The sequence below is a fragment of the Brenneria sp. hezel4-2-4 genome (assembly GCF_013155275.1).
Classification (GTDB): Bacteria; Pseudomonadota; Gammaproteobacteria; order Enterobacterales; family Enterobacteriaceae; genus Brenneria.
The window spans coordinates 29,422-49,622 of sequence record NZ_JABJXS010000012.1 but is presented as its reverse complement, the minus strand read 5'-3'; the positions used below and the strand labels follow the sequence as shown (position 1 = coordinate 49,622).

Annotated in this window: 20 protein-coding genes; 15 read left to right on the top strand and 5 right to left on the bottom strand. The window is 56.2% G+C overall.

The window, feature by feature from the left end:
• Nucleotides 1–17 precede the first annotated feature (17 nt).
• The 3 genes from HOY33_RS17800 to dgcN are packed head-to-tail and all read right to left on the bottom strand — an operon-like array spanning nucleotide 18 to nucleotide 2,899.
• Entirely contained in the window at nucleotides 18–878 is an 861-nt protein-coding gene (locus HOY33_RS17800) for a D-amino-acid transaminase (protein ID WP_172291473.1), read from the bottom strand.
• A gap of 42 nt (nucleotides 879–920) precedes the next feature.
• Complete coding sequence (gene dgcA / locus HOY33_RS17795; RefSeq protein WP_172291472.1) at nucleotides 921–1,901, bottom strand: N-acetyl-D-Glu racemase DgcA; 981 nt, start codon at nucleotides 1,899–1,901, stop codon at nucleotides 921–923.
• Complete coding sequence (dgcN, locus tag HOY33_RS17790) at nucleotides 1,898–2,899, bottom strand: N-acetyltransferase DgcN (RefSeq protein ID WP_172291471.1); 1,002 nt, start codon at nucleotides 2,897–2,899, stop codon at nucleotides 1,898–1,900. Before dgcN ends, dgcA begins: the two co-directional genes overlap by 4 nt.
• A gap of 709 nt (nucleotides 2,900–3,608) precedes the next feature.
• Here dgcN and alaC point away from each other — a divergent pair.
• From alaC to HOY33_RS17720, 14 genes are all read left to right on the top strand, one after another.
• Nucleotides 3,609–4,850, top strand: coding sequence for an alanine transaminase (alaC, locus tag HOY33_RS17785; RefSeq protein WP_172291470.1), 1,242 nt, complete (start codon nucleotides 3,609–3,611; stop codon nucleotides 4,848–4,850).
• A gap of 147 nt (nucleotides 4,851–4,997) precedes the next feature.
• Nucleotides 4,998–5,405, top strand: coding sequence for a type II secretion system pilot lipoprotein GspS (gspS, locus tag HOY33_RS17780; protein WP_172291469.1), 408 nt, complete (start codon nucleotides 4,998–5,000; stop codon nucleotides 5,403–5,405).
• A gap of 304 nt (nucleotides 5,406–5,709) precedes the next feature.
• A complete protein-coding gene (gspC, locus tag HOY33_RS17775; protein ID WP_172291468.1) occupies nucleotides 5,710–6,537 on the top strand; it encodes a type II secretion system protein GspC in 828 nt (275 codons plus the stop codon).
• Between the two features lie 48 nt (nucleotides 6,538–6,585).
• Nucleotides 6,586–8,514 carry a type II secretion system secretin GspD gene (gspD, locus tag HOY33_RS17770; protein ID WP_172291518.1) on the top strand — a complete coding sequence of 643 codons (1,929 nt, stop codon included), beginning with the start codon at nucleotides 6,586–6,588 and terminating at the stop codon, nucleotides 8,512–8,514.
• Nucleotides 8,515–8,531: 17 nt separating this feature from the next.
• On the top strand, nucleotides 8,532–10,007 hold the full coding sequence (gene gspE / locus HOY33_RS17765; RefSeq protein WP_172291519.1) for a type II secretion system ATPase GspE: 1,476 nt from the start codon (nucleotides 8,532–8,534) through the stop codon (nucleotides 10,005–10,007).
• A gap of 1 nt (nucleotide 10,008) precedes the next feature.
• On the top strand, nucleotides 10,009–11,235 hold the full coding sequence (gene gspF, locus HOY33_RS17760) for a type II secretion system inner membrane protein GspF (RefSeq protein ID WP_172291467.1): 1,227 nt from the start codon (nucleotides 10,009–10,011) through the stop codon (nucleotides 11,233–11,235).
• Nucleotides 11,236–11,267: 32 nt separating this feature from the next.
• On the top strand, nucleotides 11,268–11,693 hold the full coding sequence (gspG, locus tag HOY33_RS17755; protein ID WP_172291466.1) for a type II secretion system major pseudopilin GspG: 426 nt from the start codon (nucleotides 11,268–11,270) through the stop codon (nucleotides 11,691–11,693).
• 28 nt (nucleotides 11,694–11,721) lie between these two features.
• Nucleotides 11,722–12,291, top strand: a complete 570-nt coding sequence (gene gspH / locus HOY33_RS17750; RefSeq protein ID WP_172291517.1) for a type II secretion system minor pseudopilin GspH — start codon at nucleotides 11,722–11,724, stop codon at nucleotides 12,289–12,291.
• A complete protein-coding gene (gene gspI, locus HOY33_RS17745; protein WP_253906990.1) occupies nucleotides 12,288–12,650 on the top strand; it encodes a type II secretion system minor pseudopilin GspI in 363 nt (120 codons plus the stop codon). The genes gspH and gspI overlap by 4 nt, the downstream gene beginning before the upstream one ends.
• Nucleotides 12,650–13,267 carry a type II secretion system minor pseudopilin GspJ gene (gspJ, locus tag HOY33_RS17740; protein ID WP_172291465.1) on the top strand — a complete coding sequence of 206 codons (618 nt, stop codon included), beginning with the start codon at nucleotides 12,650–12,652 and terminating at the stop codon, nucleotides 13,265–13,267. Before gspI ends, gspJ begins: the two co-directional genes overlap by 1 nt.
• Nucleotides 13,264–14,247 (top strand): type II secretion system minor pseudopilin GspK, encoded by a 984-nt coding sequence (gene gspK, locus HOY33_RS17735; RefSeq protein WP_172291464.1) that lies wholly within the window; start codon nucleotides 13,264–13,266, stop codon nucleotides 14,245–14,247. Before gspJ ends, gspK begins: the two co-directional genes overlap by 4 nt.
• Nucleotides 14,244–15,572 (top strand): type II secretion system protein GspL, encoded by a 1,329-nt coding sequence (gene gspL / locus HOY33_RS17730; RefSeq protein WP_172291463.1) that lies wholly within the window; start codon nucleotides 14,244–14,246, stop codon nucleotides 15,570–15,572. Before gspK ends, gspL begins: the two co-directional genes overlap by 4 nt.
• Nucleotides 15,569–16,057 (top strand): type II secretion system protein GspM, encoded by a 489-nt coding sequence (gene gspM / locus HOY33_RS17725; RefSeq protein ID WP_172291462.1) that lies wholly within the window; start codon nucleotides 15,569–15,571, stop codon nucleotides 16,055–16,057. The genes gspL and gspM overlap by 4 nt, the downstream gene beginning before the upstream one ends.
• A gap of 176 nt (nucleotides 16,058–16,233) precedes the next feature.
• Nucleotides 16,234–17,067 carry an A24 family peptidase gene (locus tag HOY33_RS17720; protein ID WP_172291515.1) on the top strand — a complete coding sequence of 278 codons (834 nt, stop codon included), beginning with the start codon at nucleotides 16,234–16,236 and terminating at the stop codon, nucleotides 17,065–17,067.
• Between the two features lie 200 nt (nucleotides 17,068–17,267).
• Here HOY33_RS17720 and ypdK read toward each other — a convergent pair whose 3' ends face one another.
• Nucleotides 17,268–17,327, bottom strand: coding sequence for a membrane protein YpdK (gene ypdK, locus HOY33_RS20850; RefSeq protein ID WP_199377238.1), 60 nt, complete (start codon nucleotides 17,325–17,327; stop codon nucleotides 17,268–17,270).
• Between the two features lie 460 nt (nucleotides 17,328–17,787).
• Between ypdK and dbpA the strand changes: the two genes are divergently transcribed.
• Nucleotides 17,788–19,170: an ATP-dependent RNA helicase DbpA gene (gene dbpA, locus HOY33_RS17710; RefSeq protein ID WP_172291461.1), complete on the top strand. Its 1,383-nt coding sequence runs from the start codon at nucleotides 17,788–17,790 to the stop codon at nucleotides 19,168–19,170.
• A gap of 87 nt (nucleotides 19,171–19,257) precedes the next feature.
• Here dbpA and HOY33_RS17705 read toward each other — a convergent pair whose 3' ends face one another.
• Nucleotides 19,258–19,695 carry a hypothetical protein gene (locus tag HOY33_RS17705; protein ID WP_172291460.1) on the bottom strand — a complete coding sequence of 146 codons (438 nt, stop codon included), beginning with the start codon at nucleotides 19,693–19,695 and terminating at the stop codon, nucleotides 19,258–19,260.
• Between the last annotated feature and the right edge of the window lie 506 nt (nucleotides 19,696–20,201).

Here is a 20,201-nt window from a genome sequence, read left to right as displayed (position 1 = left end):
TGCGGGCGGCTAAGCTATTACTTCACCTGCTGCTTCACCATCTCAATATAAATTTCTCTCAGGCGGCGGGTTATCGGACCGGGTTTGCCGTCGCCAACGGTTTTGCCGTCAAGCGTCACTACCGGTAACACGAAGGTCGTCGCCGAACTGATAAAGATTTCACTGGCGTGATAGGCTTCTTCCGGGGTGAAGAGCCGTTCTTCCAGTTTGATATGATCGCCTGAAGCCAGCTTTAACAGCGACTGCCGGGTGATGCCGTGCAGAATGTCGTTACTAAGCGGGCGTGTCACCACGGTGTTATCGTGCAGGACGATGTAGCAGTTGCAGGAGCTGCCTTCAGTAATAAATCCGTTTTCCACCATAAAGGCGTCATCGGCGTGTTGGGCATGGGCATACTCTTTCGCCAAACAGGCCGCAAGCAGGCTGACCGTTTTAATATCCCGGCGATGCCAGCGTATATCGGGGCTGGTCACAACAGCAAGACCTGTTTCGGCTTTCGGATTATTAATGATAGGTCGGGCTTGGGTAAACAGCACCAGCGTGGGTTTCACCTCGGCGGAAGGGAAATGAAAGTCACGATCGCCGGCGTTGCCGCGGCTTAATTGTAAATAGATTGCGCCTTCATTCATGCCGTTTTTTTCGATCAGGGCATGATGAATATCTTTCAACTCGGCGGGGGTAACGGGCAACGTAAGCGACAGCTCACGGCAGGAACGCTGTAGCCGCGTCATATGGCCATCAAACTCGGCCAGTTTACCATTCACAACCGCCGTCACTTCATACACGGCGTCGGCAAAGAGAAAACCGCGGTCGAATATCGAAACTTTGGCCTCGCTTTCCGGTATATATTGCCCATCAACATAAACAAGACGTTGCATCACAACACTCCTTAATAGTCGTTCAATGCAGCTTAACGCATTTTATCCCCACAGTGCCGCTTCTGATGGGTGTATTTCACTACCGTCATAACGCAGCCCGTTAGTTCGGTCACGCTGTAATAACAGAGGGCCGTCCAGATCGACAACCTGTGCTCCCTGAGCCAGCATAAAGGCCGGGGCCATTGACAATGAGGTGCTTACCATACAGCCAACCATAATCTGCATACCCTGGTCCAGCGCGCAGTCGCGCAGTCGCAGCGCCTCGGTCAGCCCCCCGGTTTTGTCCAGCTTGATGTTTATCATGTCATAACACCCGGCGATCGCCGTCAGTGAATGGCTGTCATGACAGGATTCATCGGCGCAAAGGGGGATCGGATGCGGTAGTTCAGCCAGTATGCGGTCTTTCCCGGCGGGAAGCGGCTGTTCGATCATCGTGACGCCCAAAGCAGCCAGTTCCGGCACCAGTTTCAGATAAAGTTCGGCATCCCAGCCTTCATTGGCGTCCACGATTAAGCGCGCCGACGGTGCGCCGTTGCGTACCGCGGCGACCCGGGCCAGATCGTCTTTGTCGGCCAGTTTCAGCTTGAGCAGCGGACGGCTGGCGTTTTGCTGCGCCGCCTGCCGCATCCGCTCCGGCGTGTCCAGTGATAAGGTATACGCCGTTTCCAATATGCCCGGAACCGGCAAATTCAGGCGCTGCCAGATGCGTTGGTTTTGCTGCTTGCATTCCAAATCCCAAAAGGCGCAGTCGATTGCATTCCGCGCCGCGCCCGCCGGCAACCGGGTTTGCAGCTGCTGGCGATCCAGCCCCTGGCGGATATCGTCGCGCAGTGCGGCGATCTGCGCCATTACGCTCTCGATGGATTCGCCATAACGGGCATAAGGAACACATTCGCCATAGCCGGTTACGTTGCCGGCGTGGAGCGCGACCACCACCACATCCGCCTGGCTTTTACTACCGCGTGAAATAGTAAAGGTATCCTGTAGCGGCCAGCTTTCATGGAACAGTTCTAACTCGGTCATAAGTCTGCCAATTGGTCAACGATGCGTCCGACACCCTGACGGAAAGGATCCACAACGGGCAGACCGAATTTTTTCTCAATCTCAGCCATCAACCGCAAAGCGTCTTCTTCACTGAGCGATGCGCTATTGATGGAGATCCCGACGAAACGGGCTTTAGGATTGGTTAGCTGGGCGACCGATAAATTCAGGGCCATACAGTCGGCGAGTTCGGGGATAGGGTAGTCGACGCCACGCATGGTTTTACGGGTAGGCTCGTGACAGAGCACCAGCGCATCGGGTTGTGCCCCATGAATAATACCGGTGGTCACGCCGGCGAAAGAAGGGTGGAACAATGACCCCTGGCCTTCAATCACATCCCAGTGATTTTCGTCATTTTCCGGAGCAATGGTTTCGACCGCGCCGGCAATAAAATCAGATACTACGGCATCGATACTTACGCCGGATCCGCTAATCAGGATCCCGGTTTGACCGGTGGCCCGAAACGTCGCCTTGCCGCCGCGGGATAAGATTTCTTTTTCGATCGCCAGCGCCGTGTACATTTTTCCGCAGGAACAATCAGTGCCGACCGGCAGTATGCGTTTACCCGCGCGTTTGCGTCCGTTGGCCACCGGGAAGGTTTGCGACGGGTGGCGAACGTCAAACAGCGTACGACCAAGTTTTGCCGCCAGTTCGCGCAGTTCCGGTACATCAGCCAGACGGTTATGCAGACCGGCGGCCAGATCCATGCCGCTTTCCAGCGCCTGGCGCAACACGGCGATCCATTGTTCTGAAATGATCCCGCCACGGTTGGCGACACCGATAACCAACGTTTGCGCACCCGCCGCACGGGCGGCGCTGATGTCCATATCGGGTAAATTACAGTCGGCGTGACACCCCTCCATGCGGTATTGGCCAACACAATATTCCGGATGCCACTGCTTAATCCCGATAGCAACTTTTGCCGCTAACTGATCGTGGGCATCGCCAAGGAATAATAAATAAGGTTTTCTGATATCCATTATTCATCCTCGTAAGTACCAGAGCGTAAGTGATTAATAAAGCGTTTGGATAAAAACTTTATTGGGCGGAAACACGGTCTTGCTAATTGATAATAGCCATAGCTATATAATTGTCAATAACAACTATTACTAAGTGATAAATTCTGATTTTTTGCATTTTCGTTGAAATTAAATTCAAGATTTTGCTTTTTTTGTAATATTAAATATTGTTATTGGCGTTTATTTTTCAATGTTGCGGTTTTTTATAAATAAATAAAATAAAGGTGTCGGGAAAATTGTTTTATCTTTTTGATTTTAAATGTTTTGTTTGTTTTTTATTTTTGCCGTCGATGCGCCTTTTTGGTGAGTTGACTTATTGCGGGGCCCCAAAATAATGCATCGTTATTTTTTGTTTTTAATTTGTTAATTAAACCTTGGTGATTATGTGTTTTTAATATCAATCTTTCTAATACTATCGCCATGTTTTTTTAAAATAATTAATGACATTGATCGGTGCGTCATAATAAATGCATGTTATTGGGATTGACGTGGTTGTCCGTCTCTTCTGGCCCGGGGTAATGAAGACAGAGCGATACCCACGGACAGTAAAAATTTTATGCTATGCCATATCGACAGAGTACTTAATCTGAGATAGCTTAAACGACAGGCTCGTCAGTCGGGCCAGGCGTCGCTCGGACGGTCCGGGCGCTCACGTTACTTTGAGGATGTTATGGCTGATTCTACTTCTCCGCGTCGTTTTACGCGCATCGATCGTCTTCCCCCTTATGTATTCAATATTACCTCTGAATTGAAAATGGCCGCCCGTCGTCGCGGCGAAGACATTATCGATTTTAGTATGGGTAATCCTGATGGCCCGACGCCTCCGCATATCGTAGAGAAATTATGTACGGTGGCGCAACGTGAGGATACGCACGGCTATTCGACCTCCAAAGGGATCCCGCGTCTGCGCCGGGCCATTTCTCGCTGGTATGCCGATCGTTATCAGGTGGATATCGATCCTGAAAGCGAAGCAATCGTCACCATCGGCTCTAAAGAGGGGTTGGCGCATCTGATGCTGGCGACGCTGGATCACGGCGATACCGTACTGGTGCCGAATCCAAGCTACCCGATTCATATTTATGGCGCGGTCATTGCCGGAGCGCAGGTGCGTTCGGTGCCGCTGGTGGAAGGCGTGGATTTTTTCAACGAGCTGGAGCGGGCGATCCGCGAAAGTATTCCGAAGCCGAAAATGATGATTCTGGGTTTCCCGTCCAATCCGACCGCGCAGTGCGTCGAGCTGGATTTCTTCGAGCGGGTGGTGGCGCTGGCTAAACAGTACGGCGTGCTGGTGGTTCACGACCTGGCCTATGCCGATATCGTCTATGACGGCTGGAAAGCGCCGTCGATTATGCAGGTGCCCGGCGCCAAAGAGATTGCCGTTGAGTTTTTCACCCTGTCGAAAAGCTATAATATGGCGGGTTGGCGCATCGGTTTTATGGTGGGGAATCCAGAACTGGTCAACGCGCTGGCGCGTATCAAAAGCTACCATGACTATGGGACATTTACCCCGTTGCAGGTGGCGGCGATTGCGGCGCTGGAAGGCGATCGGCAGTGCGTGCTGGATATTGCCGAGCAGTATCGTCAACGGCGCAATGTCCTGGTTCGCGGTTTGCATGAAGCCGGTTGGATGGTGGATGAGCCGAAAGCCTCCATGTATGTCTGGGCGAAAATTCCGCCAGCCTATGCGCACTTAGGTTCGCTGGAGTTCGCCAAACGTTTGCTGTCTGACGCGAAAGTGTGTGTGTCGCCGGGAATCGGGTTTGGCGACTATGGCGATACCCACGTGCGTTTCGCGCTGATTGAAAATCAGGATCGTATCCGGCAGGCCGTTCGCGGTATCAAGGCGATGTTCCGCGCGGATGGTATTTTGCCGGCATCGAAATCTTCTGTAAGCAAGTCCTCCGCAGTCTGAATTCTTTCCCCGGTCTGCTCCGCCGACCGGGGTATCGTTGTGCATCACATTTCTCTTCTTCCGGCATCTCGCCGATATCGTTAAGTGACAGAGACTTCTCATTTGTTAGAATGCACACCATTAATTTCAACCAGGATGAATTGTGCTATGTCGTTATCGCTATTCAAATTATCTGTTTTTACGCTACTTTGTGTCATTCTGTCCGGGTGTCAGCATGCCGGAAACGCTGCCCGGCAGGGAACCGGGACGGGTAACGAAAGCACTGCGTCGGTCAACGATCGGCTGAATCAGTTATCATCGCTGGCGGCGGCGACTAAATACCTGAAATACCAATGCAATCGCAGTGATTTACCGGATGATTCCATCATCAATAGCGCGGTATTGACCGTTGCTCAACAAAAAGGGTGGGAGGCGCCAAACGACCAACTGTTGTCGCAGCGCAGCGAAAGTTTGTATCAGGCGTTATTGAAAGACAGTACGTCAAAAGAAACCCAGTGCTCAACATTTAACCGTGCGCTGGCGCCTTTTATTGTCACAATACATAATTATAACTAATGATTGATTTTTATCAGTGCGCCTGGCGATAGGTCTTGTTATAAATCAACGTCAAGTAATATTGTTAATATCCATTAATTTTCATTGTGTTGCTATTAACTTTAAACATACCGCATTAAATGGTATTTCGGCATCCTGATTTTTTAGGCATGATTTAAATCATAAGATTAAAGATTTGCTAATGAGCAGTGGTAGGGCGCTGATGTCGAGTCGTTGATGAAATCACCCCCGTAAAACCGCAATGGAAAATGGAATTAGGCATTCATCTCGGTCTCAGGCTTGAGGTGATTACGGACGATTAACTATGCCACGTGCACGAATAGGGGCTTTGGCCTGTCAAATTTTATCGCCCGCGCTTATCCGGCGCGCTCTGTTTGGTTTATTCCTGCTGTTGATCTGCCAGCAACTGGCTGTATTGGTCTGGCGCATACGGCAGACCGAGGACATGCCTGCCCCCGGCATAACCATAACGGCCGTTCAGGCCGAAGAAAAACCGGTTATCTCCAGCGGTTTTACGCTGTTTGGCCGTCCCCCTGAAACCCACGCCGCCGCGATACCGCTTTCGGCGGCGGATATTCCCCTGACCTCATTAACGCTCAGCCTGACCGGTATTCTGCTCAGTGACGATGTCACGCAGTCCATCGCCATTATCGCCAAAGACAGCCAGCAGTACAGTCTCGGCGTAGGCGATAGCATTCCCGGCACTGAGGCCAGCATTGTGACGATTCTGGCCGATCGCATTGTGATTGAGAATCAGGGGCGCTATGAAGCGCTGAGTTTATATCAGGATGTGGCGACGGATGAGACACAGCCCGTCCGGGCAACGTCTGATGACCCATCGGAAAATAAACCGCCTTTATTGGCGACGGATTACCTTACCGCTTCACCGGTGACGGCCAACGGCATGCTGGCGGGTTATCGGCTCAATCCGGGCAGAGACAGCGGGCCGTTTTACCGCGCGGGCTTGCAGGATAACGATCTCGCGGTGATGTTGAACAACCTGGATTTACGCGATGCGGAGCAGGCTCGGCAGGCGATGATTCAACTGCCTGAACTGAGCGCCTTTAGTTTGACTGTCGAACGTAACGGAGAACGACAGGATATTTTTCTGCAAATGGACGGGGAGAATTAAGTGGTTAGCAAAGGACGACGGAAAGGCTGGCGGCGGCTGGGGTTCAGCATGCTGCTGATGGCATCCTCATTGGGATGGGGCGCTGAATTCTCCGCCAGTTTTAAAGGGACGGATATTCAGGAATTTATTAATACCGTCAGCAAGAATCTGAATAAAACCGTGATTATCGATCCCTCGGTAAGCGGCACTATCACGGTGCGCAGCTATGACACGATGAATGAGGAGCAATATTACCAGTTCTTCCTCAGCGTACTGGATGTCTATGGTTTTACCGTGGTGCCGACGGACAACAACGTATTAAAAATCATCCGTTCGAAGGAGGCGAAAAATACCTCTATGCCGCTGGCCAGCGACGATCGACCGGGTATCGGGGATGAGGTGGTTACGCGCGTTGTGCCGGTCAATAATGTTGCCGCCCGCGATCTGGCGCCGTTGCTGAGTCAGTTGAATGATAACGCCGGGGCCGGGAGCGTCGTGCATTACGAGCCGTCCAACGTGCTGTTGATGACCGGACGCGCCGCGGTGATAAAGCGCCTGATGTCTATCGTCGAACGTGTCGACCAGACCGGCGATCGCCATGTGACGACGATCCCCCTTGCTTACGCATCCGCGCCGGAAGTGGTGAAGATGGTGACGGAGTTGAATAAGACGGATGAGAAGTCGGCCATGGCGGGCGTGATGTCGGCAAACGTGGTGGCGGATGAGCGCACCAACTCGGTGTTGGTGCGCGGTGAGTCGAATTCGCGACAGCAGGTGATCGATATGATCAGGCAGCTTGACCGACAACAGGCGGTACAGGGAAATACCAAAGTTATTTACCTCAAGTATGCCAAAGCCACCGACCTGGTAGAGGTGCTCACCGGCGTCGGCGACAGCATCAAGAGCGAACAGCAGAATGCGCTGCCGGCGTTGAGTAAGGATATTTCCATCAAGGCGCATGCGCAGACCAACGCGCTGATCGTCAATGCCGCGCCGGATGTGATGCGCGATCTGGAGCAGGTGATTACCCAACTGGATATTCGGCGCCCACAGGTGCTGGTGGAAGCGGTTATTGCCGAGGTTCAGGATGCTGACGGACTGAATCTGGGCATTCAGTGGGGCAACAAGCACGCCGGAATGACCCAGTTTACCAATACCGGCCTACCCACGTCCGTGATGGTGGCGGGCGCCGATCGATACCGGCAGGACGGCACGATCAACAGCACAGTGGCGAGCGCGCTTAACAGTTTTAACGGCATCACCGCCGGATTTTATCAGGGAAACTGGGCGATGCTGCTGACCGCGCTGTCCAGCAACACTAAGAACGATATTCTGGCGACGCCCAGTATCGTCACGCTGGACAATATGGAAGCGACATTCAACGTCGGTCAGGAGGTTCCGGTTTTGTCCGGCTCGCAGACTACGTCGGGCGATAATGTTTTCAATACCGTCGAGCGTAAAACCGTGGGCATCAAGCTGAAGGTTAAACCGCAGATTAACGAAGGGGAATCGGTCTTGCTGGAAATCGAACAGGAGGTTTCCAGCGTGGCGGATTCGGCCTCCAACAGCAGTTCGGATCTGGGCGTTACCTTTAACACCCGCACGGTAAATAACGCGGTGTTGGTCAGCAGCGGCGAAACCGTGGTTGTCGGCGGATTACTGGATAAGAGCACCCGCGAAACCGCGGACAAAGTGCCGCTGCTCGGCGATATCCCGTTGCTGGGGCATCTGTTTCGCTCCAATAGCCGTCATGTGGCAAAGCGCAATCTGATGTTGTTTATCCGTCCCTCGATTATTCGCGATCGCAGTCAGTATCAGAGTGCCTCTTCGGAGAAATACCGGGCGTTCAGTCAGGAGCAGGAGCGGCAGCGCGATGTCACCCACGGTGAAGGCACGCTGACCGACGAGATACTGCGTTTGCCGGCGGGCGGCAATGATTACACTTTTCGTCAGGTGAATTCGGCGATCCTGACGTTTTATCCCGCGGGGCAGCAGTGAGCGAGGTTGCGCCCGACATGACGGATGGGCGTCCAATCTTGCCTTTCGCCTATGCGCGGGCGCAGAAAATCCTGTTGCTGCAAGGCGCGGAGCATGAGAGCCGTCAGGCTGTCTGCGTGGCGGAGACGTCGGCTTGCGCGCTGCTGGAAGCCAGACGGGTGGCGGGCTGTCCGCTCAGCATTGTTCGGGTGAGCGCCGAGGAGTTTGAACGGCGGCTGGTGGTGAGCTATCAGCGTGACTCTGAAGAGGCCAGGCGCCTGATGGAGGATATCGGTAATGAAATGGATTTTTATACGCTGGCGGAAGAGCTGCCGGACAGCGACGATCTGCTGGATACCGACGACGACGCGCCCATCATCCGTCTTATCAACGCCATGCTGACCGAAGCCATCAAAGACAAAGCGTCCGATATCCATATCGAAACCTATGAGCGTTACTTACAAATCCGCTTTCGCGTCGATGGGGTGTTGCGGGAAATTTTGCGTCCGCAACGCAAACTGGCGTCGCTGCTGGTGTCGCGCATCAAGGTGATGGCGAAACTGGATATTGCGGAAAAACGTATCCCGCAGGATGGCCGCATGGCGTTGCGCATCGGCGGGAGGGCTATCGATGTACGCGTCTCCACCTTGCCGTCCAGCTATGGCGAACGCGTGGTGTTGCGTCTGCTGGATAAAAACAGCGTACAGCTCGATCTGGCCGCGCTGGGCATGTCGCCGACGCATCAGCAGCGGCTGGAGACGCTGATTCACCGGCCTAACGGCATTATTCTGGTGACCGGGCCGACCGGTTCAGGGAAAAGCACCACGCTTTACGCGGCGCTCAGCCGGTTGAATGCCTCGGAACGCAACATCATGACGGTGGAGGATCCCATAGAATATGAACTGGAAGGCATCGGGCAAACGCAGGTCAACGCCAAAGTCGACATGACCTTTGCCCGCGGGCTACGCGCCATTCTGCGTCAGGATCCGGATGTGGTGCTGGTGGGGGAGATTCGCGACAGAGAGACCGCGCAGATTGCGGTTCAGGCCTCGCTGACCGGTCATCTGGTGCTGTCGACGCTGCATACCAACAGCGCGCTGGGGGCGCTTTCCCGTTTGCAGGATATGGGCGTGGAGCCTTTTCTGCTGTCAACGTCGCTGCTGGCGGTACTGGCGCAGCGCCTGGTGCGTACGCTGTGTCCCGACTGCCGTCGACAGCAACCGATCGCCGCCGAACAGGCGCGGCAAATGAGGGTGTCGAGCGACATCCGTCTCTACCAGCCCGTCGGCTGTACGCGCTGCAATTTCACCGGTTATCGGGGCCGTATCGGCATTCATGAATTGCTGCCGATCGATGACCGGGTAAGAACGGCCATTCACCGCGGCGAAGGCGAGGTGGCGATTGCGCGGATGCTGGGCGCGGACAGAACCTCCATCCGGCAGGATGGCCGGGAAAAAGTGCTGGCCGGACTGACCACCTGGGAAGAGGTGATCCGCGTAACCAAAGAGGAATGATATGGCGCTGTATCACTACCGGGCGCTGGATGCCCAGGGGAAGAAATGTCGGGGCAGTCAGGAGGCGGATTCCGCCAGGCAGGCCCGTCAACTGCTGCGGGAGCGCGGCCTGATGCCGCTGGCGGTTAATGAGCGTCTGGGCGACCGCTCCCCGTCCGGTTCGCCGGCATTTTCCCTCAGACGCAGGCAGCGCATCGGCACCGCCGATCTGGCGTTATTGACCCGGCAACTGGCGACGCTGGTGGCGGCGGCGCTGCCGCTGGAAGAGGCGCTGGACGCGGTGGCGAAGCAGAGTGAAAAGCCGCATTTAAGCCACCTGATGGCGGCAATTCGCGGCAAAGTCATGGAAGGCTATTCGCTGGCGGATGCCATGAAATGTTTTCCCGGCAGTTTTGAACGGCTGTACTGCGCAATGGTGGCCGCCGGTGAAACATCCGGGCATCTGGATATCGTGCTGAACCGACTGGCGGATTACACCGAGCAGCGTCAGCAACTGCGCAGCCGCATCCAACAGGCGATGATTTATCCCTGCGTGCTGACGGTGGTCGCCGTGGCGGTGGTCGGCATTTTGCTGTCGGCGGTGGTGCCGAAGGTCGTCGAGCAATTTATCCATATGAAACAGACACTGCCGCTCTCCACCCGGCTACTGATGGGGATCAGCGACGCGGTGCGCAGCGGCGGGCCGTGGGCGCTGCTGGCGCTGGCTATCGGCATCGTCGCCCTGCGGGCGCTGCTGCGTAAGGAGGAACGGCGCATCGGCTTTCATCGGCGGCTGCTTTATCTGCCGCTGGTGGGGCGTATTGCCCGCGGGCTGAACACCGCCCGTTACGCCCGCACGTTGAGCATCCTGAACGCCAGCGCGGTGCCGCTGTTGCAGGCAATGCGCATCAGCGGCGATGTGATGAGCAACGACTATGCCCGTCAGCGGCTGGCGCAGGCGGCGGATGCGGTGCGTGAGGGCGTCAGTCTGCACAAGGCGCTGGAACAGACGGCGCTGTTTCCCGCCATGATGCGGCACATGATCGCCAGCGGCGAACGCAGCGGTGAACTGGGCGACATGCTGGAGCGGGCCGCCGACAATCAGGAGCGCGAATTCAGCGGGCAGATGACGCTGGCGCTGGGGCTGTTTGAGCCGCTGCTGGTGGTGGGCATGGCGGCGATTGTCCTGTTCATTGTGCTGGCGATATTACAGCCCATTCTGCAACTGAATACCTTAATGAGCGTATAGAAAACCCAATAATTGAGCGAGGAAAAGTCAGGATGCAACAACGTCAGCGAGGTTTTACTTTGTTGGAAATCATGGTGGTGATCGTCATTCTCGGCGTGCTGGCGAGTCTGGTGGTGCCCAATCTGATGGGCAATAAAGAGAAAGCGGATCGACAAAAAGCCGTCAGCGATATTGTGGCGCTGGAAAGCGCGCTGGATATGTACAAGCTGGACAATAACCGCTATCCGACCACGGAGCAGGGCCTGAATGCGCTGGTGAAAAAACCCAGCGTATCGCCGGAGCCGCGCAGCTATCCCGACGATGGCTATATCCGCCGTTTACCTCAGGACCCGTGGGGCGCGGACTATCAGTTACTGAACCCCGGCCAGCACGGCAAGCTGGATATTTTCTCATTCGGGCCGGATGGCATGCCGGACACGGACGATGACATCGGCAACTGGAATGTCGGCGCTAAATAACAACAGCGCGGCGCGCGATGAACGGACAATGAGGCACCCGGCGTCGGGGCGTCAGCGGGGGTTTACTCTGCTGGAAATGATGCTGGTTGTATTGCTGGCCGGTATCGCCGCCAGCCTGGTGGCGATGGCGTTTCCCGCCGACCGTAAGAGCGACGGCGACTGGCAGTTGGCTCGCTTTCAGGCTCAGTTGGATTTTGCGGCGGAAACCAGCCAGATGAATGAAACCGTGCTGGGGGTGCGTATCCTGCCCGATGGTTGGCAATTTCTCCAACTGCAACGGCAGACTGAATCGGCGTCGGTTGGCGACGCCGGGCGCTGGCAGGGATTCGGCTGGCGTCCGTGGCAGCCTTATCGGGTGATGCCGGCGGGCGTTCTGCCGGACACCGTGCGTCTTGAGCTGTTGCCGGCCGGCGGAAAGCACGCCGCGCAAACGCCGGCTCAGGACTCGGGGGAGCCAAGTATTCTGATCCTCCCCGGTGGGGAAATTACCCCGTTCAGGCTGCTGTTTGTCACTGGGGGCCGCGCAGCGTCAAGTTGGTTGGAGGTTGACGCCAGCGGCGTGGTGCGGACGTCTTTGCTTCAGGGAGAAAAACCATGAGACAGCAGGGCATGACGCTGCTGGAGGTATTGGTGGCGCTAACCGTTTTTGCGCTGGCCGGACTGGCGGTGCTGCAAACCACGGCGCAGCAGGCCCGCAGCCTCGGCCGGCTGGAGGAAAAAACCTTTGCCGGCTGGATCGCGGAGAACCAACAGGTGCAACTGCGGCTGGAACAGCGCTGGCCGGAAACCCACTGGGTTAACGGTGAAACGCTATTTGCCGGTGAACGCTGGTATTGGCGCTGGCAGGGGATAGAAACCGGCGATACGCAGTTGCGGGCGCTGGATGTGGAAGTCCGGCGGCGAAAAGATGAGCAGGCGCCGCTTGGGATGCTGCGCAGCTATGTGGTGAAGTCGTAATGGACGTCAGGCGATGCGCGCCGGCGCGCCGGCAGCAGGGGTTCACGCTGCTGGAAATGCTGTTGGCGCTGGCTATTTTCGCCGCCCTCAGCCTCAGCGCTTTTCAGGTGCTGAATGGGGTGGTGCGCAACGATGAAATCTCGCAGCGCAAAGAACAGCGGCTGGCTGAACTACAGCGTGCGTTCACCCAGATGGACGGCGATTTTTCGCAGATGATTGCCCGCGGTAGCCGCGGCAGTACGTCGTTGCTGTATGCCGATCGCGATCGGTCAAAGAGCGATGACTGGGGTATCAGCTTTATGCGCAGCGGCTGGCTTAATCCGCTCGGCCTGCTGCCGCGATCGGAGCTTCAGCCGGTGGCCTATCGGTTACGCGATAACATCCTTGAACGCCTGTCCTATCAGTACGCCGATCCCATTGAAGGACAGGAGCCCGCCGTCAGGCCGGTGCTGACGCAGGTCGAGGGATTTCGCCTGCGTTTTTACGCCGATAAAACCTGGCATGACCGCTGGGATAGCCGCGACACGTTGCCGCAGGGCCTTGAAGTGGTACTCACCCTGCGGGATTACGGCGAGGTGTCGCGGCTGTTTTTTATTACCGGCGGGGCGGTTAAATGAAATCCCGACAGCGCGGCGTTGCGCTGTTGGTGGTGCTGTTGATACTGGCGCTGATGGTCACGGTGGCGGCGGCGATTGCCGAGCGCAGCGGCAAGGCGCTGCTGCGTACCGGCAATCAGCTTAGCCGTCAACAGGCCAAATGGTATGCGCTGGGGGCGGAAGCCATGGCGGGGCAGATTTTGCTGCGCGACGAACTGGCGGAGCCTGAACATACTCATCTGGCGCAGAATTGGGCGCAGCAGGATCGTCAGTTTGCGGTAGACGGCGGGGAGATCCATACCGCGATACAGGACGGGCAAGCCTGTTTCAATCTGAATGCCATCAACCAGAATATCGGCAATGACGTTGGCGGGGCGAAGGCGCCTTATCCGGCACGCGTTTTTCTACTGTTATTAGAAAATCTGGGCGAAGAGCCGGCCCGGGCCGCGCAGATCACCGCCGCCGTGCGGGACTGGATCGATAGCGACGGTTCGCCATTGGCCAACGGGGCGGAAGACAAGGCGTATGCCTCGCTGCCCGCTCCTTATCGGCCGGCCAATAAGGCCATGAGTGAAATCAGCGAGTTACGGGCGGTGTATGGCATGGACAGCGGGCTGTATCGTCGCTTGCAGCCCTATGTTTGCGTACTGTCGTCGGAGGCGATGAGAATCAACGTCAATACGCTCCGTGAGTCGCAGGCGCCGTTGCTGGCGGCGCTTTTTCTCAACCAAATGACAAGCTCGCAGGCGAAAGCCTTATTACAGCAAAGGCCGACTGACGGCTGGGACAGTCTGGCGGCGCTGCAACAAACCGGCCAGTTGCCCGGCGGCAACAATACCGCGTTGACGGTGCTGGCGGTGAAAAGCGAATGGTTTTTTGCGCAGTTGTCTGTGCGCGTAGGCGACAGTGATTTTTATCAGCGTAGCCTGTTTCACCTCAGCGGCCATAATGCGCTGGTGGTGCGGCGGCAGTATGGCGGCTACAGAACGGTGGATCGATGAATAAGGCGGATAGGCGCGACGGAAAGCATCGCCGTTGGAAATACGGCGTGTTAGCACATTTGGGGTTTAAAAAACCGGCATGGCGGCGGTGGATTGCAAACCTGCGCGCGGCAACGCCGCCCGGCGTGCGGCGGCCAGCCCGGGATGGCGGCGGGCCTTGTCTGATCGTCCGTCTCCCCGCAGACGATCGGGGGGAGATTGAATGGCAGGTGCGCTCGCAGACGGAAGACGCCGTGCTGGCGCAGGGGAGCGGCGATATCGAACAGGCGCGTCATGCGCTGGCCGGTTTCTCCCCGGCGGGCGTCACCCGGGTGCTGGCGCCCGCAACCGAGGTTACGCTGCATCGGGTAACGTTGCCTCGGCTGGCGCGTCGTCAACTGGCGCAGGCGCTGCCTTTCATCCTGGAGGATCAATTCGCTACCGAGGTAGAACAACTGCATTTTGCCGTGCTTGAGAAACAAGGCGATGAGGGAACGATTGCCGTGGTGGAAAAAAGCACAATGCGGCACTGGCAACGGCAGTGCCGGGCGTTGGGGATTGTCGCGGATACGCTGTTGCCGGATGCGTGGGTGTTGCCCCGGCCTCAGGATGGATGGAGCGCCTTAAACCATCGGGATCTATGGTTGTTCCGGCGGGAGAATGGTCTGGCGATGGCCGTGGAGTCATCCTGGAGCGACGCGCTGTTAGGCGCTTTTTCACCTGCGCCGCAGGGGGACAGCTATAGCGCAACAGCGCCCGCAGGCGAGTGGCGGCGGCGGCCGGAGACGGATCTGTTCCAACTGGCGGCGAAAACGCCGTTGCCGCGCGCGCCGGCAGACTTGCAACAAGGCGAGTTTGCCCCGGCGACGTCGTGGCGTCTTGCCTTGCGGCCCTGGCGTGGCGTCGCCGTCGCCGCGCTGTGTTATTTGCTGCTGCTGATGGGACAGGCAGGATGGACGCACTATCAGCTCTATCAACAGGCGGAGCGGTGGCGTCAGGAAAGCGTACGCGTTTATCAGCAGATTTTTCCGACAGAGACGCGGGTGGTGAATCCCCGGGCGCAAATGCAGCAGCATCTGCAACAGGCGGTGGCGACAAAGGGGACGCCCGGTCTGCTGGAGCAGTTGACCCCGCTGCAACGGCTGTTGACGCAGAACGGCGGCGTTCAAATCCAGTCCTTATCTTACGATGGGGCGGCGTTGCGGTTGACGATAAGGGCGATGTCCTATCAGGCGCTGGAGCAGTTTCAGCAGCAGTCCGCGGTCTATTATCAGGTGCAGAGCGGTGATATGAGACAGGAAAATCAATATGTCGAAGGGCGTTTGACGTTGAGGGGCAAGCCATGAATTCACTGCGGCAACGCTGGCAGGCGATGAGCCTGCGTGAACGTCTCCTGCTGTCGATCTGCGCGAGTCTGCTGATGCTCTATCCGGCGTATTCGCTGTTCTGGCAACCTTGGGTTCAGCGTGAAAACCAGTGGCTGCGCACTATTACGCGAGAGCGGCAGACGATTGATTGGATGCTGCAACACGCCCCCGCGGTAGCACAGGCGCGGCAGCTTCCTGCCGGAGAGCGCGACGTCAGCCTGCCGATGCTGGTGTCGCAGCGCGCCAGCGGCTACGGTCTGGCGATTGTCCGGTTACAGCCGCAGGGAGATCAGGTTGCGGTGACGCTGGGGCGCAGCGACTTCAATTCACTGATTGGTTGGTTGGCGGAACTGGAACAGCAACATGGGATACGGCCGTCGGCGCTGGAGGTGTCTGCCGTGGCGCACTCTCCCGGCAGCGTCGAGGTGTCCAAGCTGGTGCTGGAGCGCGCTGATGAAAGCTAATGCAGTCCAGTACGCCACTGACACGGTATTGTGCATGGCACATTCGGAAGCCGTTGCCGAAATAATTGCGTGGCGGCTCGCAGCCGCTCAATAAGAGGGCGTGCCGCGGTTGGCGCGGGATGTCGATTATGTCAGCATTCACGTATTCCGCTTTTTATTTATCGCCGGGGTTAAACATGGAAGGGGTGATCATATTTGCGCAAGGGTTTCCTTTTTGGTGGCTCGGTGCGCTGGCGTTAGTCGGGCTTATGGTGGGCAGCTTTCTGAATGTGCTTATTTTTCGCCTGCCGATCATGTTGGAACGCCGCTGGAAGAATGAAGCGCGGATGCATCTGGCTATGCCGCCGTCTGACGAGGAGCCGCGTTTTGACCTGTGGTGGCCGCCTTCTCGCTGCCCTCATTGCCGGCAGTCGCTGGCGCTAACAGACAATATCCCGCTTGTCAGTTGGCTATGGCTGCGTGGGCGATCACGTTGCTGCCGGCAGCCGGTTTCCAGACAATATCCGTTGATTGAACTGCTTACCCTGTTGGCCTTTCTTGCGGCGGGCGCGCTGTGGCCGCCTGGGGCGATGTTATGGGGAACGTTGATTTTATGGTCTTTTTTGCTGGTGCTGGCCGCCATTGATATCAACACGCAGTGGTTGCCGGATTGCCTGACGCTCCCGCTGTTGTGGCTGGGGCTGCTGTTTAACCTGTCCGAAACCTTTGCGCCGCTGGAAGACGCCGTTATCGGGGCGGCGGCCGGTTATCTCTCCCTTTGGCTGCTGTTCTGGGGATTTAAGCTTCTGCGCGGAAAAGACGCGTTGGGATACGGTGATTTTAAACTGCTGGCGGCATTGGGGGGCTGGCTGGGATGGCGGGCGCTGCCTAATCTGGTGTTGATTGCCGCGCTGAGCGGGTTAGTCGTGACGGTTCTGTGGCGCAGGTTGCGACGGGAAAATAGCGATCGGCCGTTGGCGTTTGGGCCGTGGCTGGCGCTGGGGGGCGTAGTGATGTTATTGCTGCGCTGATGCGAGGGCGTTGATAATCAAGAAACCGGCGTGACACGCATAAAAAACGGGCCGAAAGACATGCTTTGCAGCCCGTTTCTTTGCATCTGGACGATCGACGCATAATTTGTCGCGTGACTTCCGTTTATTGGTTTCCGTTTTTTGTACGCTTTACATCCTGCCCCTGTACCACTTAACGTTCGCCGTCAGAGAGTGATGAATTATTCCACCATCAGTATAAACGTGCTTACCCAGACAACCAGACAGAATGAGATCCCCATAAAAAAATACTTCACCGATATATTCTCCAGCAGACACTACGCCAGCAACGATCCCGATTGTGCGTTTTATTATGGAAAGGAAAATGTTACGCCGTGCGTCATGTGACGGCAGGGAAACACTTTCCCGTTGTCATTACCAGGGTTCACACCTGTTATGACGGGATCGGCGCTAAATCTACGCCGAGTGAGGGATATAATTCAAGAGGTTCTTAGCACTATCTTTACGGAAACAGCACTAAAAAGCGTTACGAAGCGCGGCGGCCGGCTGACTATCGCCTGTTATCGGCAGGAGGGCGATATTCGCCATTGAAAATGGCGCTTCCCCGTTGTTTTCATCACTGACTGCCAGGTAAATCGGGCAAGGGCGGCTATCTCTGTTATTATTGCGGCAAATCACGCGCCGTTCGCCGAACTGGCGTCGCCTTTCGTTATGTTGCCTTTGGTAATAAGAGTAATCATTGTGAGCACAACCTCTTTTTCTTCCCTCGCGCTGCCGTCCGAGCAGTTATCCAACCTTAATGAGCTGGGTTATACCGCCATGACGCCGGTACAGGCGGCTACGCTGCCCGCGATCCTGAGCGGCGCCGATGTTCGCGCCAGGGCGAAAACCGGAAGCGGTAAAACGGCCGCATTTGGCATTGGTTTGCTCAATCACATCGTGGTCGGAGAGTTTACCACTCAGGCGCTGGTGTTATGCCCGACCCGGGAACTGGCCGATCAGGTGAGTAAAGAACTGCGTCGTCTGGCCCGTTTTGCGCAGAATATCAAGATCCTTACCCTGTGCGGCGGGCAGCCGATGGGGCATCAGATCGACTCGCTGGTTCATGCGCCGCATATTGTGGTGGGCACGCCGGGGCGTATTCAGGATCATTTGCGCAAGCGTTCGTTGTCTCTGGCGTCGCTGAAAGTGCTGGTGCTGGACGAAGCCGACCGCATGCTGGATATGGGGTTCACCGAGGCGATTGATGATGTGATTGGCTATATGCCGTCCGATCGTCAGACGTTGCTGTTTTCCGCCACCTATCCGGCGGAAATCGAGCGTATCAGCGCCCGTGTGCAACGTCAGCCGGTGAATGTCGACGTCGCCGACGAGGGGAATGAGCCTGCCATTAAGCAGCGTTTTTATGAAACCGGCAAGGAACAGCGTCTGCCGCTGCTGATTGCCATTCTGAGCCACTATCAACCCGCCTCCTGCGTGGTGTTTTGTAACACCAAACGCGACTGTCAGAGCGTATTTGAAGCGCTGGATTCGCGTGGCATAAGCGTGCTGGCGCTGCACGGCGATCTGGAGCAGCGCGATCGCGATCAGGTTCTGGTACGTTTCGCCAATCGCAGCTGTCGGGTGCTGGTGGCTACTGATGTCGCCGCCCGCGGTCTGGATATTAAGGATCTGGAACTGGTGGTGAATTTTGAGCTGGCTTTCGACCCGGAAGTCCATGTTCACCGTATCGGCAGAACCGGGCGCGCGGGTATGGAAGGGCTTGCCGTCAGCCTGTGCACCCCACAGGAAATGAGCCGCGCTCATCTGCTCGAAGATTACCTCGGGATGCGCATTGACTGGGCGCCGACGACGGAAATCAGCCGCAGTGAGGTGACGGCGCTGGAGCCGGAAATGATAACGCTGTGCATTGATGGCGGTCGTAAAGCCAAAATCCGCCCGGGCGATATTCTCGGCGCCTTAACCGGGGATGCGGGTTTAACCGCGGCGGAGGTCGGCAAAATCGATATGTTTCCGGTGCACGCCTATGTTGCTATCCGCAAAGCCAGCGCCAAACGCGCGCTGCAACAGTTGCAGCAGGGAAAAATCAAAGGAAAAAGCTGTAAAGTGCGGCTGCTGAAGTAAGCGGCAATATATCGCTCAGGATGCCGGCCCATCCTGAGTCGATGTGGGACTGTCACTGGCGGACGCCGGAGGCCATCCTGGCTTCTGTTACCGCGCAGCAAATCCCGATGCGGGATGCAGGGTAAATCCTGCACTGGTGCTGCCGCTGATGCGTAAAAAGCGCGTTTCCCCGGCTTTCAGGGACGGCGTTTGACTGCCCGAGGCATCGCGCCAGATGCAGGGGTTATAAAAGCCGTCCTGACCCAGACTCACCGTGTGTTGCCCGACGGGGACCAGGAACTCCGCTTTCTCCGCTGAGGCGATCGAGCCGGCGAATTCATTATCGATCATCACGCCGATACGACAGGCGCCCGCCAGCCAGCCTTTATCCCGAATGACGACCAGCGTTGCATAAGGCGTGGTCGGGGTGTTTTGATACAGCATCAAGCGGCTGGGCGGAACCGGATCAATATCATTCGGCGTCGGCTGTGACGTACTGCAACTCACGGTTGCCAGTGATAACAGAAGAGGAAGTAGATAGCGCATTGACGGTAACCTGATGAAAAGATGAAAGTTGAGTATAGCAGCAAACGAATGTTAATCAGTGCGACAAACGTGTTCGGTTAAATCTTAAATGGTAAATGCCGCGCGGCGTTGATGGCTGAAGCGGCCTGCCGTGGCGGCCGACGTCCTGATGTACAGATAATCATGCTACAAATCAGATATTGTGTGGTAGGCTGAAAAATTGCTTGTCGTCTTTTAATTTGTTTATTAATTCTCTTTCTCAGACCGCCATTGTAAATATGTTAACGCGTTATTTTAACGTCACATGTTTTCTTTCCATCATCGCGATAAATTCTTTTAAAGAATCTGTTGTAGACTTTATTTTTGATGGTATAAACAGAGGAGAGAAAGGAATATTTTAATTATTCATTTTTCCACTAAGTGCATATACCTGTAACGTTTAATAGGCAGAAACGCGGCTGGCCGCGGCCGAACACAAGCCAGGATAATCGCGGACGGCGACATTGCCGCAACCTGAAGTATGGCGG